The following is a 16,414-nucleotide window of genomic DNA, read 5'->3' as shown; positions in this document are numbered from 1 at the left end:
GAACAATATACAATTTTAATTTTTTTAAAATTATATGAAAAAAATAATTAAATGAATTTAGATATTAGATTTAAATTTGATTATTGACGAGTAAAATATTCTAATCTTCTATTTTACAGACAATAAAATCATTGTTTTCGTATACTACTTGTGTGAAGTTTGGTTTTAATTTATCAATATTTTGGTAAAGTATTTTATTATAATAATACAATGGAAACATTTCAGAATTGGCTTGGTATCTATTTAAAGTATTATAGTCTGGTGGAAGTGTTAGACGTTTATCATATACAATGTATCCTATATTATTACTCTCAAAATATGCTTTGGGAGTTAAATTATTAATATTTGCAAATCCATAATTAATTGGCATTCCTGTTTCTGCAGCTATGAAAACACCAGTATAAAGATTTGATATTGATATTGACTTATTTTTATCCCCATTTATTTTAAACCAGTTTGATAGATCTGTTTCTGAAGAGGTAGGAGGTGCTATTTGCACAGACCCAAATACGGTTTTTGCAAAATATGAACCCATATTTGGATCAGAAGCATTTAAAACTCCAAATAACGTGGACAATAAAAAAACACATATTAAAAATGCAGATCTAAATCTTTTTGATGAAAATCTATTATAATCTTTGAGTCTGTAGTAAATTTGGCTCACACCAAATCCTCCAAGTATTGAAAGAGGAATGACCATATATATGAGAACTCGTGCTGATATCACATTGATTCCAATCCAGTAAGCTTTGCTTAATAAAAACATGATAATTATCCAAGCAAAAATGTAAACATCCTTCTTTCGTCTCATTTTCACTGCGATAATGGCTCCTATCACAGAAAATACTGTAAGTAATAAACCAAAGTTACGAAGATATTTAAGAAGACTTAATGGTTGATTGTAGTTCAACGAAGTTCCAAAACCTAATGTTGCTGTTATCCCTTGGTTAATTAAATTCTGTATCAAAGCGGGTTTGAAAATTATGATTGCTAACAAAGTAATAACTAGTATAACAATTAGAGAAAGTAAGAAAGCTCCATAATTTTTTAAAACACCCTTGTTTTTATATATTACTAGTTCTACAACTGTGAATGTGGTTATTATTAAAATTAAACATAAGAGTGCTGCTTGATGTGTTGCAGCGATTAAAACCAGTAATATCCCGGATATAAATGCATATTTTACACTTTTTTCTTTTATAGATGCATAGTATAGATAAACAGCAACTGGTAAAAATATAAGAGCAAGGTTTTCAGGTACAGGTAGCATGATTCTGTAGATTATAGTACTGGATACCATTAAAAAACCCGCACTAATCCCAGTTATTGTGCCATAAAACCGCTTTGCAACGTAAGTAACAGATAAGACAACGAAAAATGCAATAATAGGCTGGATTGCTCTTGCAATTTCCATATAATCAATGTCCAATACTTTGCCTAAGGCAGCAATTAAAAAGTGGAATAAAGGAGGATATCCAATTTTTTGACCTATTGGAGAATTTAAAAGAGGATTAACAAGAACAAATCCATTTTGGCTATAAACTTTTGCATATAACACATGATATATGACATCCCAACTCAATGGCCAGTTATGTGTTAATGTTGGGATCAATGTAATTAAAAATATTGAAATCGCAGGCAGAATTAGAAACAATTTTTGATGTGTTTTAGACAAATACATTTGATCACATAAATCTTATTCATTCTATTAGTTCACAACACTAAAAAAATAAAAATTAATTTAGAAAAAATAAATTAGAAATAATTTTTAATTTTGAAAATTACCGTTCCCTTTTTCCTGCTATGAACTCATCAACCATTCCCCTTGCAATATCATCTGTGTATTGTTTTGGTGGATGTTTCATTGTGTATGCTGAAATAGATTCTAATTGTCCGCCAATTCCACGTTCAAGTGCCACTTTACAGCATCTAATTGCATCAATAACACAACCTGCTGAGTTTGGAGAGTCTTCAACGCTTAACCTCAACTCAATGTTCATTGGAACATCTCCAAAGGTCTTACCTTCCATTCTTAAGAAACATATTTTATTATCTTTTTGCCATGTGACATAATCACTAGGTCCAATATGGATATTCTCATCGTCAAGCCTTTCAGCAAGCACAGACTGAACAGCTTCTGTTTTGGATTCTTTCTTTGAATCCAATCTGCTGCGGTTTAGCATGTTGAGGAAGTCGGTATTACCTCCCGTATTGAGTTGGTATGTACGGTCAAGTTTCACTCCCCTTTCACGAAACAGATTTGCAAGGGTCCTGTGAGTAATAGTTGCACCAATTTGGGCCTTAATATCATCCCCAACAATTGGTATTCCTTTTTCTTCAAATTTAGCTGCCCATTCGGGGTTGCTTACAATAAAAACTGGCATATTGTTTATAAATGCCACTCCCGCATCAAGTGCGCATTGGGCATAAAACTTAGTTGCTTTTTCAGAACCTACTGGAAGATAATTCAGAAGAACATCTGTCTTACTTTCCTTCAATATCTTGACAATTTCAGTTTGATCATTTTCTTCTTCATTAGACACAAGAAATGTGTAATCGTTTTTGTGATCTGCCATGTGTGGTGCAACACCATCTAATACTTGGCCCATTCTTACTTCAACACCCATATCAGGGATATCACTGCAGAAAACCTGGGTACAGTTGGGTTTTGCAAAAATTGCATCGCTTACGTCGCTACCAACCTTTCTTTCGTCAATATCAAAGGCTGCCACTACTTCTATATCTGAAGGAGTATAGCCTCCAATGCTCCAGTGCATTAATCCAATGGCTTCTTCTGGATTTTTATCTTTATAATAATGTATTCCTTGTATTAGTGAGCTTGCACAATTACCAATACCGATTATCGCTACTTTTATCTTCTTCAATTACAACACCTTCTAAAACACCGTTATATAACGTTAATTGTGCCATGTTAATTTATTCTAAAATCAATACATAATTCAATTCATGACCTTCTATCTCTTTAAAGAAAGTTTGCTTATTATACTATTAAATGTTTCGATCAAATCATATAAATTCATTGAGGATAAAGAAACTGGTTATTAGTGGTTTATACCATTAATGATTAATTAACTTCAATTTTTAATTGAATGAAGTATATGTTATTTCTTTTATTTTAATAGTAAAAATTTTCCTATGAAATGAAATCTTGAGTTAATAGGTTCTTCATTGAATAATAGATTTCAAAGCAGAATCAAACCTAAAGATAAAGCCACAGTTATAAAAATACTCCAAATAATAATTCCAATAATCATCCACACTAATAACTTGTTTCTTGGGGATCCTAGACCAATACCTAGAGCAGCTCCAAGTGGTGCTCCAAAAAGGAGCGGAGATAATAACCCTAGACCTACTATACCATATTTTTTCCAGATATCATATATTCTACCTTCATTTGGGGATTTTCCTCGGTATCGCCATTTCAAAAACTTTTTTCTTAAACCCTCACCAAGGACTACAATTATGAAAGCAGATAAAATTGAACCTGCTGCTGCAGATATTGCAACTAATATTGGGTTTAAATCTAGAAATAACCCTAATGGTATTCCTATCCATAATTCAAAAATACTCATCACAAAAACAAGGGCCATGTCTGTTATTAAGACCATAATAAAATGAATATTTTTCATCAATAAGTAGTTTATCAAAATGATAGAAAGAACTTGATTTTGGAATAAAAAGATAAAGATGAATGTTCATCCACATTTCTTCTTATTAATAATTTCTGCTTAGATTATGTCTATTGCATAGTGACAAATACCAACCAGAATACTTAAAAATACGGAGTTATGTATTTTAGCTTTACATAACCTAAATTATTTAAATTAAAAATAATATTTTTATCTATTTTCTTAATGAAAAAAAAAGTAATAGATATGGGATTAACTGATTTTCAGAGTTTTTAAAATGTTATTGTACGATTGTTCTGTTTGATTAACAGCATATATTGGACAAATGTACGTTAAAACATAGTAGAAATTGTTTTTATCTATTACTGTATATTTAGATGCCAAATTACTTCCAAAATTCCCAATTTGGGCTGCTGATACATTATTTACTGATGTAGATGACACTGAAGAATTAGAGGTATTCATAACTATGGAATTAGTGCTTGGAAGGTTCAAGGTACCTTTAGCTTTTTGTTGCATCTGAATTATAATATATGCTGGTTGATTCTGCCCATTTGCATCTGGATAATTTGTTGTAAAAGTGACTTCTGAATACAGTGAGCTACTATTAAAATTTCCTACCATAGAATTTTGTGACCATGCTTTTGGGTATTCAAAAGATACAGTTCCTGAGTTGAAAGTGCTATTTCCTGAGAAAGCAAAGGCAATCACCGCTACTACAAGAACTACCAGAATTATTATTCCAGATAATAAGTATTGATTTCTATCCATGTGTAACCTCCAGATTTTTTTCTGTTAATACTTTTGTTTTATGAGAATTATATGTTTTTCTAATCCAATGGATCTATAAAAAAAATATAAAATGGATTTATAATTAAAGAAATCAAATAATAGCAGATTTATGAAAAAATTTTTCAATGATTTTGGAATTGATTTAAGAAATAAAGAGTCATAATTAATTAAAATAAAAAAAAGATAATTTTATGGATTAAGATCTTTTAAAAAGATTAATATGTGGTTAATTGTCATGTTTTGTTGTTCTTGTCTGCTGATGGTACTGTTATTATCTCCAGCTTGTATTCCATAATCACCAAAATTATAATGATTGCCGCCTTCTATGGTGATAAAAGTAGTATTTATCGGATATTTATTTAGATTTTTAGAAATATCTCCACTTGTTGTAAGTCCATCTTGTGAGCCTCTAATTGACAATGCTTTAAAAGAGGCATTTGAAGCATTGATATTTGGATAAGCAGCTAAATATATAACTCCTTTAATTTTATCCTGATGGTTTACAGCATAATCGGAAGCAAAAACACCTCCAAGTGAATGCCCACCTATTACCCAAGTGGTAACATCATTATGTTGATCAATAATTTCATTAGCTTTATTTGCACCGAAAAATGCTAAATTAAAAGGCATTTTTACAATTATAGTGGTATAGCCATTTTGTGCTAATTTAGAAGCCAAAACAGAGTAAGATTCCGGCTGAACTTTAGCTCCAGGATAAAATATTATTCCTGTTTTACTTTTGTTTGAATTGGGGGTAAATGTAATGGAATTTGTTGTGTCCGATACAGTATATGATCCTGAGGAGGACAATGCTGCTAAAGCAGTGCTATCTGAAGGATAATAATCGGAAACGTAGATTGAAAAGGCAGTTAAACTTCCAATAAGCAGTACAAATATAATTATTAGGATAAATCCTTTTTTAGATTTTATAAATTTCAATTGAATCTCCTTTCATTCAATTTTAATGTTGATAATTTGTTATCAATTTATTTATTATTTCTTTGCACATTAATATTTTCATAACTCAGGATAATAAAATAATCCCTTTTTTATAATATTTAATGAATTACTGTCAAAAATTACAGATAATTAACATAATTTTAAAATTAGTTTTATATATTTTTTAGTTCTTAGAGTATACTATGACTAGATTATCCGACCAATATGTTGCTATACTAGGACGGCTTTACGAACATCATCATTATGCATATAGACTTGAACAAATAATTGAAAAGAGAGGGATGCGTAATTTTATAAAAATTGAGTTTTCATCAATATATTACGTTTAAAAAGGCTGGAAGAAAAAAAATTAGTTGAAGCCAAACTTAGAAAAATGGAAGGTAAAACTTCGAGAAAAGTTTATTATATAACAGATAATGGTAAATTAGCAATGGAAGAAAAGATTAAACATATTTTATCTGTAAATCAAAAGCAAATTTCATCATTTGACCTTGCAATGGCAAATATCCAGATTTTAAACCATAATGAGATAATTGAATGTCTGGAAGCTATTGAAATCAACAGATGCTTGTATTAATTGCTTGAAAACTCTATTTTGAATCATAAAAGCAATAATTCATCACCCGGTGTAATGGCTCTGTTTTCACATCCCATTGTGCTTTTGAAAGCAGAGAAAGAATGGGTTCAAGAGTTTATGGGTTTGTTAATAACTGAAGAAACAGATTTAAATTGAAATCATAAGATCGCATCGCTTGAAAAATCGTAAAAAGGTGTTTAAATGGTAAAATATGACTTTAAAAAGGAAAAAAAGAACTTATACTATCCTTCAGAGAAACTAGTTTCTGTTGTAGATGTTCCAAGGATGAACTTCTTGATGATCGATGGTCAAGGTGATCCCAATACATCCCAAGAATATCAAGATGCAATGGAAACGTTGTTTCCTGTGTCCTACAAAACAAAATTCTTATCCAAGAAACAAAATAACCAAGATTATGTTGTAATGCCGCTTGAAGGACTCTGGTGGGCTGAAAACATGGAAGAGTTCAGTATTGAGGATAAAGGATCATGGAAATGGACAGTTATGATAATGCAACCAGAATTCATTACCCAAGAACTTATAAGTATGGCCATAGAAGATGTGGAAAGTAAAAAGAATCTTGCTTCAATATCAAAAGTAAGATTTGAAAAATTTAGTGAGAGATTAGCTGCACAAATAATGCATATAGGACCATATGGGGCAGCTGAAGCTCTAACAGTAGAAAAGCTCCATGATTTTATCTATAAAAGCGGATACAAAATACGAGATAAACATCATGAGATTTACATAAGCGATATGCGTAGAACCAAACCAGAAAGGCTTAAAACAGTGATCAGACAGCCAATAGAACAAAAGTAAATAAACATTTTATTAATTTTAATAATCGAATAATATCGTAATAGAAATTTAGGAAATATTAGGGTATTGATGGAATTCTAAACATTAATGGTGCTTACTTTGAAATTTGAAGAAATAATAAATGAACTTGAAGCTTTGTCTAATCCTGAAGATATAGATGGTATGGCAAGTTTTGGTATCTCCCCTAAAAAAACATATGCAGTAAGAATACCCGAATTAAGAAGAATAGCAAATAAAGTTGGTAAGGATCATGATCTAGCACATAAACTTTGGAAAGCAGATTATAGGGAAACAAAAATATTGGCTTGTATTATTGATGATCCTGAATTGGTTTCTGAAGCACAAATGGATAGTTGGGTTGTAGAATTTGATTATTGGGAGATTTGTGACCAATGTTGTATGAACCTATTTAGAAAAACTTCATTTGCTTACAAAAAGATTTTTGAATGGAGTAATAGAGAAGAAGAATTTGTTAAAAGAGCTGCTTTTACTTTAATAGCTGTTTTAGCAGTGCATGATAAACAAGCTGTAGATGATAAATTTGAGCAATTTTTTTCAATAATCAAAAGAGAATCTACTGATGATCGTAATTATGTTAAAAAAGCGGTGAATTGGGCCTTAAGACATATAGGGAAGAAAAATATTTATCTAAATAAAAAAGCTATAATCATTGCTGAAGAGATTCATGAAATAAATTCTAAAAGCGCTAAATGGATTGCAAAAGATGCATTAAGAGTATTAAAAAGTGAAAAGGTGCAAAAACGATTAAATAAATAATCAGTATTGTTTTAGTTAAATAAAAAATTCATAGAGTTATTGAAAAGTTTTATTAATTTCGAAATAGAACTATTTAAAAAAAATAGGGTTTAAAACCCTTAAATTTATTAATGATTCAATAAATAAACACTGTAGTTCAAATAACTTGCTATACTCACCCATATTATATATGGTACTAATAGTAAACCAGCGGGTCTTGAAATCACGTAAAAAGCGATGATGTTTGCAAGTATTGCAATCCAGAGTATCATTATTAAAATAAAACTACCAAATAATGAATGGAAACTGAAAAATGCAATTGACCATAGTAGATTTAAAACTAATTGTACTCCAAATATTAAAAGTGCAAATCTAACGTCTCTTCTGTTGAAACCTTCACGCCAAACTAAAAATAAAGATATTCCCATTAAAACATATAATGTGGTCCAAATAGGTCCAAATAACCAATTTGGAGGTGCCCATGATGGTTTGGAAAGTGAAGCATACCATGTAGAAATTTCTGAAATTGTTATTATTGATCCTAAATATCCAATTATCAATGGAATAAATATAGATATAAAAAACTTAGGAACTGTACTTAATTTGTAATTAACCATCTTTTACCGCCTCATTTTTTATTTTCATTCATGATTTTTTAAATAAATTAGTTTTAGAAATATGCACAATAATAATCTCTTCAGCAGTTATTAAGAAATGTTATTTAAATTACCCATTGCAACGGGATAACCTGCTTTTTTCCATGCTGCCATACTGCCGAGGACATTTGTAACATTTTTGTAACCATTCATTTGCAAAATTGATGCTCCTATACTCGCTTTATATCCTGTATCACAGGAAACAACCACATGCTTATCTTGCGGTATTTTATCCAGGTTATCCTTCAATAGTCCAACATATACATTATGGGATCCATCAATATGTTCTTTTATCCAGTCATTCTCTTTTCTTACGTCCAGTAAAAATAAAGATTTTTTACCCATGTTTGGAAGTAAATCATGAACAGACCATGTTTGAACAGATTCAAAATCTCCAGATCCCTCAAACCATACTTTGAATCCTCCTGATAGGTATCCGTATATGTTGTCGTATCCCAGTCTTGTCAAATATCTTTTAATTTCATCAATGCGGCTGTTATCGTCATCAATAATTATCACTGGTTGTTCATAGTTCAAAAACCATCCGGCATATGCGGGAAGGCCATCATTCCATATATTGAGCGTATTAGGTATATGACCTCCACTAAAAGCTGTTGGATCTCTAACATCAATAACTTGGGCTTCCCTTGCCATTAATTCTTTAACCTCATGCATGCTCAAGGGTTTCAAGTAAGGAAGTTTACATATTAGATCAGGACCTTCTAAATTATTCTTCTCCATTTTTTGGAAATAAGGAGGTTTGTATAACTTTTCTTTAATTTTGGCATTTACAAACCCTTTTTTATCATATTTAAGTATTTTATTGGTTTTTTTCTCATACCCTATAGTGGTTAATTCTTGTTCACGAATCTCTGCGCCGCATATGGATCCTGAGCCATGTGCAGGGCATATAATAACATTATCACCTAGAGGAAGTATTTTTTTGAAAATACTGTTGTACAATGCTTCAGACATTTTCCTTTTGTTTTCTTCACCGTAAAGGTCACATCTTCCAGTTTCCCCTGCAAAAAGGCTATCTCCAGTTAATATCATGTAAACATCATCAGAAACATCCCTATCTTTAACAGTTATTGAAATACTTTCATCTGTATGTCCCGGTGTTTCAATAATCTCCAAAACCAGAGATCCTATCTGAAATTTATCTCCTTCGTTTACAGAATTTCCATAATCAAAATCAATACCCGCTCCATGGAAAATATCTGCACCAACAATTTCCCTAAGTTCTATGGATCCAATTGTAAAATCTTCATTTCTATGGGTCTCAAAAATATATTCAATTTTCATGTCATTTCTTTCAGCAATGTCAATATAGATATCACAATCTCTACGAGGATCTATAACCGCAGCAATTCCATTAGAACCTAAAAAATAGGATTTATGGGCAATTCCATTAGACTTCACCATTTCAAACATCACAATTATCACCTTCTGAATAATTATAAAGACATTTCATACAGACTTCTACTTTTAAATAAATTCAGTTACTATTTCAGTTTAATACTGTTTTGGGGTCGATTTTTATTTGGATTGTGTGTAATTATATATCTTTTTCTAATCAAAAATAATTTATGCACAAGAATACTAAAAATATAGAATGTAATTAAAAAAACTATTTTGAAGGTGCCCTTATGGACTACATAATTGAGACTCATAATATTAGTAAAATATATGGAGATTTTAAAGCAGTTGATTCAATAAATCTTAAAGTACCCAGAAACAGTGTTTATGGTATTTTAGGCCCAAATGGTGCGGGAAAAACTACCCTAATATCGATGCTTTGTACAATTCTTCATCCATCCTCAGGAAATGCAACTGTTAATGGATATGATGTTATGAAAAACTCAAAAGAGGTCAGAAGATCAATTGGAGTAGTTTTTCAATCTCGAGCCCTTGATGATATTTTAACTGGCAGAGAACATTTAGAAATGCATGCAGCATTATATGGTGTTCCAAGCGAATTAAGAAAACAACGAATAGAAGAAGTTTTGGATTTAATAGCGCTCGGAGATAAAGCTGATGAGTATACTAAGACATATTCTGGCGGTATGAAACGAAGGCTAGAAATTGGAAGGGGTTTGATACATCATCCCAAAGTCCTTTTCCTTGACGAGCCCACACTGGGATTAGATCCTCAAACAAGAGAGAATATATGGCATTATATACAGGAATTAAACAAAAAAGAAGATATTACTGTATTAATGTCTACCCATTATATGGAAGAGGCTGATAAACTATGTGATGAAATTGCTATCATAAACAGAGGACATATTATCACATCAGATTCACCTAAAAATCTTAAACGTGAGCTGAAAGCAGATGTCATAACCATGAGAGTTGATGATGAAGAAAAGTTCATCAAAGAAGCTGAAAAATTAGATTTTATCAAAAGTATAGTTAAAATTGATGATGAGATTAAAATGATGGTGGAAAGCGGTGAAAATTTAGTTGCAACTCTCGTCAATTTTGCAAATAAAAACAATATCATTGTAAACTCAATAGAACTGGAACATCCCAACTTGGAAGATGTTTTCATAAATTACACAGGAAAACGAATTATTGAGGGGGCATAATATGGCTGAATGGGAAGGAATATATACGATATGGTTTAGAGAGGCTAAAAGATACGTCAGATATCGTTCTCGTATAATTTCATCTGTTGTAACCCCATTATTATGGCTTCTGATCTTTGGTACAGGTTTAGGTTCTGCAATAAGATTTAGTGGTGTTCCTGGTGGTTACCAAGCATTTATATATCCGGGGATTATAGGTCAAACCATATTATTTACTGCAATATTTTCAGGGGTTTCAGTTATCATGGACAGACAATATGGTTTCCTAAAGGAAATCATGGTTGCTCCAGTTAGTCGTCCTTCAATAGTCTTTGGTAAAGCTTTAGGTATTGCAACGGCTTCAATAATTCAGGGTGTAATCCTTCTTGCATTATCCTTTGTAGTAGGCGTTCAAATGACGCCAATAATCTTTATAGCATGCTTCCTCCTAATGATTCCAATATCTGTAGGACTTGCGGGTGTGGGTTTATTAATTGCCACATTTACTGACAGTATGGAAGGTTTCAACTTAATAATGAGTTTTATTGTGCTGCCTATGTTCCTTTTAAGCGGAGCATTGTTCCCGGTAACTGGACTACCCTCTTTTCTTCAAGTAGCAGTATATTTGGATCCTCTTACCTATGGTGTTGATGCACTGCGTCAAGTGATTTTAGGTCATGGTGCACTTCCACTTTATGTTAGTTCATTGGTTGTTGTTGGTTTTGCATTATTAACCATAATATTATCAGCTGTATTGTTCAGTAAGAGGGAACAAAATTTAATGTAAGATTAAATCTAATTTTTTTTAATTTTTTTTTAAGATTAATTAGAAACAATACCTCTCAAAGCTTTTCAATCAATATTAACCAAATTTAAAAATATATTTATCGTAAACTGATTTATTAATTATCTTTCTGTTAAAATTAAATAATTACATGAATATATCTATGAAAATTAAATATAATTGAATTGAAATTAATTATCAAAAAAATAGTTATAGTGAGGATAGATTTATGAAAGAGAGATATGTACATGGATATTCAAAGGAAGAATCGGATAGATTGGTTGATCAAGCAAATATACTTGCAGATATTCTCCACAACAACACAACTTACCCAAAGGGAAGCAAAGTATTAGAAGTAGGATGTGGAGTAGGTGCACAGACACTAATACTAGCCAAAAATAGTCCAGATTCAAAAATTACATCTATAGATATTTCTGAAACTTCAATAAACATGGCAAAATCTCTTTTGAAGAAAGAGTTCATTTCAAATGTGGAATTTCAAGTAGCTGACCTTTTTAATCTACCTTTTGAACATGAAACATACGATCATATTTTTGTTTGTTTTGTACTAGAACATCTTGAAGACCCAATAAGCGCACTAAAAAGTTTAAAAAGAGTTCTTAAAAAAGAGGGTTCGATAACTGTAATAGAAGGGGATCATGGGTCATGTTATTTTTATCCAGAGTCTAAGGAAGCCTTAAAAACATGGGAATGTCTTATTGAATGTCAAAAAACACTTAATTGTAACCCTATGATTGGAAGGGAAATTTATCCCCTACTCAAAAATTCAGGATTTAAAAATATTCAAGTATTGCCCAAAATTGTTTATGTAGATTCAAGTAACCCCAAATTAGTAGAAGGATTTAATGAAAAGACAATTATTGCTATGGTAGAAGGAGTTAAAGATCAGGCAATTGATTCGGGAATGATTTCCATTGAATCATGGGAAAAAGGAATAAAAGATCTGTATAAAACTACAGAAAATGATGGAGTGTTTTTTTATAATTTTTTTAAGGGAACGGGGATAAAATAGAGGGTTGTTTAAATTAAAAAACTATTTTTATTTTAAATACATCAATTTATAATCTAATTGTTTATAACTGATAATCAAATTAATATATTAAAGAATATTTTATTGGAATTCATGGTGAACAAATGTTATTAGAAGAACTACACAAGAGAGAGTATATCGATTCTGTGTTTAATCAGTATGAAGAATTAGTTAAAAAACAACCGGACATGGAATCTGAGCTATTCATATTTGAGAGAATGGTTTATAAAAGGGTTAAAAAAATATTAAAGAAGTCTGGCCAATTAAAAGATGTTGAAAAAAAGGATATTAAAGAAATTATACATTTCTCTTCCATAGCATTCACAGAAGGATCGCTTGTTGCTGCGTTACGTTTGGATTATTGTCAAAGATGTGGATGGTGTTGTGAAAATTGTTCACCAATATATATTACAGAAAAAGAATATGAGGGTTATAAAAGTTCGGATAAAGTTATAACTGCAGATATTAAGCCTTATAAAGAGGGTTACAGGTTTACAGAGGATCGTCCGTGTGAACATTTCATTAGGAAAACAAAAAAATGTGATATATACGATCAGAGACCTGCTGTGTGTAGAGCATTTCCAATATTGATTAAAAATGAAAATGAATATGTGTTTACACCGAACCATTTCTGTAAATATGCAATTGAATTTGTGGTTCAAAAGGCCATTACAGAAATAACCACATGTTTAAAAATTAAAGATGATCCAGATTTCCTTAAAAATCTAGAAAAGATGATGGAGAACCAAATTCCACAAAAAGAAGATAATTTAGAGGATAGGGTTAAAAAATGGAATGAAATAGCAGATAAATTAGATAGTAAGTACGAATAGGATATCTAATTGAATTACATTCTATCTTTGTAGATCAGTTCTCTGAATTGTATTTTGTATTTTGTATTTTTTGATCCATTGTATTCAATTTTACCTTCCAGTTGATCAGTTAATGATTTTACTAATTGTAATCCTAATTTTTGAGGATTGTCTAAATCTACTTCTGGGGGAATGCCTTTACCATTATCACTCACGATAAGGGTAAAACAACCATTATCTGATTGAAGAGTAATGTAGATCTGACCCGATTTATTTCCATTGAAAGCATGTTTTATTGCATTGGTAACCAATTCATTTATTATAAGTCCACAAGGCACTGCTGTATCCATATTCAAGATAATATCTTTCTTAACATCAATTATAACTTCTATCGAATCTGCAGAATAATATGAAAGAAGATAATTTACCAAACTCTCAATATATTCTTCAAAATTAATATTTGCGAAATCCGCAGATTGATATAACTTTTCATGTATAATCGCAAGGGATTTAACTCTGCTTTGGCTTTCTCTAAAAATCTCGAGATCTTCCTGGTTTTTAATCCCATTTGATTGGAGATTTATAAGGCTCAAAATTATTTGAAGATTATTTTTAACACGATGATGTAATTCCCTAAGTAAAATATCTTTTTCTTCTAGAGAAGCTTTAATTTTATCTTCTGCATGTTTAATTTCCACTATGTTACTGCCTATACATACAATACCCATAGTGTTACCATCATCATTTTTAATTACAGATTTAGAAAGTAAAACAGGTATAATTTCGCCATGTTTGGACTTTAAACGAGTTTCAAAATTAATAATTGAATTAGAATTTGAATCAAAAAGTTTTCCTGCATTTTCCAGACTATTGTCTGAAAATAAATATTTCACAGACTTTCCTATAATATCTTTTTTATCATATCCTAAAAGTTCTATTGTTGCATCATTGATGGTTACAATGTTTTTGTCATGATCTAACATAATTAAAAAGTTAGACATTGTTGAAACTATCTCATCTGCAGCAACTGCGGCTGTTAATGCAGGGAATCTATATTTCCATACACCATAACTGATGAATCCAATACCAACTGTGGACATGGCCATGGTAGTTTCAGGAATTCTAATTGACATTGTTGGAAGTATAAGATCCGTTGCCATAGTTATTAAAAGCGGGAAATAAAGGCCAATTAAAAGATATTTTGCCTGGAGCTTTTTAATATTCTTGTTTTTTAAATAATATATTAAACAAAGACTCCCGGCTAAAAACACACAGAAAATAGTCCAAACACTCATAATATCAAAAAGTAAGGAATTTTCCGGAAATACATATGTCCAACCCCAATATTCTTTTAATATTCCCATTAACATTAAATTACTGTCTACAGCATAGAAAGAAATAATAATTGCAGGAATATAAATCAGTAGGTAAGTGAATTTGTTTTTGAGAATATCTGTTTTCCCAGTGAATATCAGTGAGATATGCAAGAGAATAGCGGGTACAATTGGCCATAATCCACTAATTTTAAGCCATATATAAGCTGTTTGAAAATCTGTTGTTTGTCTGTATTGAAACTCTGCAAAGGCTAAAAACCCAACTAATATGCATAACAGAGCTATCATTAAATTTAACTGACTTTTTGAATTCTTATGATAAATGAAATTGCCTAGAAAAAAACATAGTAAAAATGCTATCAGTGATATATATGAAAATATGTTCATATTTTTTTACTCCAGATCGTAATCAATTATTTGTAGATCTACAAATAAATCTTTTTCTTTAATAAATTATTTCAAGTATTTGAATAAATTTGGCAATAAATATATTTATTAATTACATAATCCATATTATTGTCTAAAAACAATTATTAATTAATAATTACTCTTAATTATAAAATATATTGGATATATTCCATTTTAATTTAATGTGGAGGCACATGGTTTTAAATATCTATTCAAAAAATGATTATTCCCGTCACTTTAGCATGATTTTTAAGGAAATCGTTCATGGGGGATATTTAACAGCTTTGGGGGCCCCAGCACTAGTTTTATCAACCTCAATAATTATTAATTCTGGAATTAATATTCCTTTATTAATTATATCTTATTTAATTCCATTAATTATCTACAGCTATGATTATATGAGTGATTTGGATAAAGATCATGAAACCAATTCAGATAGATACAAACATTTGCAAAAGAAGAAAAAATATTATCCAATAATTCTAGTTCTTTACGTTTTATTGCTTATGGTTCTTCTAATAATTTTTACTAACTTTAAACTTATTATTTTTATAATTTTAATGATGTTAGGCGGGTTTTTTTATGCAACAGCATTTAAGGGTATAACAAAGAAAATTCCCATATTTAAAAATATTTACACTGTTTTGACCTGGTCAATGGGGGGGACTTTTTTTGTACCATTACATTACTCTTTAACCTTTTCTTTTCCAATTATAATTGTTTTTATTTTTATATATATGAAAGGTATGATAAACGCAATATTTTTTGATTTAAAGGATTATCTAACAGATTCAAAGGAGGGATTAAAGACACTTCCGGTTATAATTGGTAAAGATAGAGCAATAAAATTATTACATTTGTTAAACATCGCTGCATTTTTTCCATTGATAATTGGAGTTTATCTTAAAATAATTCCCATTTTCACTATTTCATTAATTGTTTTCTATTTTTACAGCTTATATTATCTTATAAAAGCAAAATCAGCTTATGATGATAAGTTATGGGTTAAATTAGGTTCAATTGCTGATTTTGAATTTATGTTTTGGCCTGCAATTCTAATACTATGTATTATTGTTTTTTAAACTGTCAAATAGTAAAAGAATATTTTAATATAATTTTTCATTTTTTCTTGAATTGAACCATTTCTAAATTTTTATTTCAAAAAGGATAAAAGAAGGTTCAATCAATATAATTCTGTTCTACATTAGAATAAGATGAATAATAAAAAGTTAATAATAATCATAT

The 16,414-nt window shown here is 30.2% G+C and carries 18 protein-coding genes; 10 read left to right on the top strand and 8 right to left on the bottom strand.

Features of this window, described 5'->3' with window-relative positions; genetic code table 11:
- Window positions 1-100: 100 nt before the first annotated feature.
- The 5 genes from K8N75_RS01655 to K8N75_RS01635 form a co-directional block, all read right to left on the bottom strand.
- Window positions 101-1,558 (bottom strand): STT3 domain-containing protein, encoded by a 1,458-nt coding sequence (locus K8N75_RS01655; protein WP_223790429.1) that lies wholly within the window; start codon window positions 1,556-1,558, stop codon window positions 101-103.
- A gap of 223 nt (window positions 1,559-1,781) precedes the next feature.
- Entirely contained in the window at window positions 1,782-2,885 is a 1,104-nt protein-coding gene (locus tag K8N75_RS01650; RefSeq protein WP_223790428.1) for an inositol-3-phosphate synthase, read from the bottom strand.
- A 318-nt stretch (window positions 2,886-3,203) separates the two neighbouring features.
- Window positions 3,204-3,629: a small multi-drug export protein gene (locus K8N75_RS01645; RefSeq protein ID WP_223790427.1), complete on the bottom strand. Its 426-nt coding sequence runs from the start codon at window positions 3,627-3,629 to the stop codon at window positions 3,204-3,206.
- Window positions 3,630-3,902: 273 nt separating this feature from the next.
- The gene (locus K8N75_RS01640; RefSeq protein WP_223790426.1) at window positions 3,903-4,421 is read right to left on the bottom strand and encodes a hypothetical protein; all 519 of its coding nucleotides are present in this window, start codon (window positions 4,419-4,421) and stop codon (window positions 3,903-3,905) included.
- A 210-nt stretch (window positions 4,422-4,631) separates the two neighbouring features.
- A complete protein-coding gene (locus tag K8N75_RS01635) occupies window positions 4,632-5,381 on the bottom strand; it encodes an alpha/beta hydrolase (RefSeq protein ID WP_223790425.1) in 750 nt (249 codons plus the stop codon).
- A 203-nt stretch (window positions 5,382-5,584) separates the two neighbouring features.
- Here K8N75_RS01635 and K8N75_RS01630 point away from each other — a divergent pair, with 203 nt between their 5' ends.
- The 5 genes from K8N75_RS01630 (at window position 5,585) to K8N75_RS01610 (ending at window position 7,575) form a co-directional block, all read left to right on the top strand.
- Entirely contained in the window at window positions 5,585-5,731 is a 147-nt protein-coding gene (locus tag K8N75_RS01630) for a hypothetical protein (RefSeq protein ID WP_223790424.1), read from the top strand.
- A 44-nt stretch (window positions 5,732-5,775) separates the two neighbouring features.
- Window positions 5,776-5,979 carry a hypothetical protein gene (locus tag K8N75_RS01625; protein WP_223790423.1) on the top strand — a complete coding sequence of 68 codons (204 nt, stop codon included), beginning with the start codon at window positions 5,776-5,778 and terminating at the stop codon, window positions 5,977-5,979.
- Window positions 5,980-6,135, top strand: coding sequence for a hypothetical protein (locus K8N75_RS01620; protein ID WP_223790422.1), 156 nt, complete (start codon window positions 5,980-5,982; stop codon window positions 6,133-6,135).
- Window positions 6,136-6,180: 45 nt separating this feature from the next.
- A complete protein-coding gene (locus tag K8N75_RS01615; RefSeq protein WP_223790421.1) occupies window positions 6,181-6,798 on the top strand; it encodes a GyrI-like domain-containing protein in 618 nt (205 codons plus the stop codon).
- 90 nt (window positions 6,799-6,888) lie between these two features.
- Window positions 6,889-7,575, top strand: a complete 687-nt coding sequence (locus K8N75_RS01610) for a DNA alkylation repair protein (protein WP_223790955.1) — start codon at window positions 6,889-6,891, stop codon at window positions 7,573-7,575.
- Between the two features lie 107 nt (window positions 7,576-7,682).
- Here K8N75_RS01610 and K8N75_RS01605 read toward each other — a convergent pair whose 3' ends face one another.
- Entirely contained in the window at window positions 7,683-8,171 is a 489-nt protein-coding gene (locus K8N75_RS01605; RefSeq protein WP_223790420.1) for a TspO/MBR family protein, read from the bottom strand.
- Between the two features lie 90 nt (window positions 8,172-8,261).
- On the bottom strand, window positions 8,262-9,644 hold the full coding sequence (locus K8N75_RS01600) for an MBL fold metallo-hydrolase (protein ID WP_223790419.1): 1,383 nt from the start codon (window positions 9,642-9,644) through the stop codon (window positions 8,262-8,264).
- A 215-nt stretch (window positions 9,645-9,859) separates the two neighbouring features.
- Here K8N75_RS01600 and K8N75_RS01595 point away from each other — a divergent pair, with 215 nt between their 5' ends.
- The 4 genes from K8N75_RS01595 to K8N75_RS01580 all read left to right on the top strand — a co-directional run bounded on the left by K8N75_RS01595 (window position 9,860) and on the right by K8N75_RS01580 (window position 13,448).
- A complete protein-coding gene (locus tag K8N75_RS01595) occupies window positions 9,860-10,801 on the top strand; it encodes an ATP-binding cassette domain-containing protein (RefSeq protein ID WP_223790418.1) in 942 nt (313 codons plus the stop codon).
- Window position 10,802: 1 nt separating this feature from the next.
- Entirely contained in the window at window positions 10,803-11,567 is a 765-nt protein-coding gene (locus tag K8N75_RS01590) for an ABC transporter permease (RefSeq protein WP_223790417.1), read from the top strand.
- 181 nt (window positions 11,568-11,748) lie between these two features.
- On the top strand, window positions 11,749-12,597 hold the full coding sequence (locus K8N75_RS01585; RefSeq protein ID WP_338038022.1) for a class I SAM-dependent methyltransferase: 849 nt from the start codon (window positions 11,749-11,751) through the stop codon (window positions 12,595-12,597).
- A 122-nt stretch (window positions 12,598-12,719) separates the two neighbouring features.
- Window positions 12,720-13,448: a YkgJ family cysteine cluster protein gene (locus K8N75_RS01580; protein WP_223790416.1), complete on the top strand. Its 729-nt coding sequence runs from the start codon at window positions 12,720-12,722 to the stop codon at window positions 13,446-13,448.
- A 14-nt stretch (window positions 13,449-13,462) separates the two neighbouring features.
- Here K8N75_RS01580 and K8N75_RS01575 read toward each other — a convergent pair whose 3' ends face one another.
- The gene (locus K8N75_RS01575; RefSeq protein WP_223790415.1) at window positions 13,463-15,148 is read right to left on the bottom strand and encodes a sensor histidine kinase; all 1,686 of its coding nucleotides are present in this window, start codon (window positions 15,146-15,148) and stop codon (window positions 13,463-13,465) included.
- Window positions 15,149-15,363: 215 nt separating this feature from the next.
- On the opposite strand from K8N75_RS01575, the gene K8N75_RS01570 reads away from it, so the two are divergent.
- Window positions 15,364-16,251, top strand: a complete 888-nt coding sequence (locus K8N75_RS01570) for a UbiA family prenyltransferase (RefSeq protein WP_223790414.1) — start codon at window positions 15,364-15,366, stop codon at window positions 16,249-16,251.
- Window positions 16,252-16,414: the final 163 nt, after the last annotated feature.

This window comes from Methanobacterium spitsbergense (assembly GCF_019931065.1).
Taxonomy (GTDB): Archaea; Methanobacteriota; Methanobacteria; order Methanobacteriales; family Methanobacteriaceae; genus Methanobacterium_B; species Methanobacterium_B spitsbergense.
Note: the sequence above shows the minus strand (reverse complement) of the source record. Positions and strands in the feature narration are given on the sequence as shown.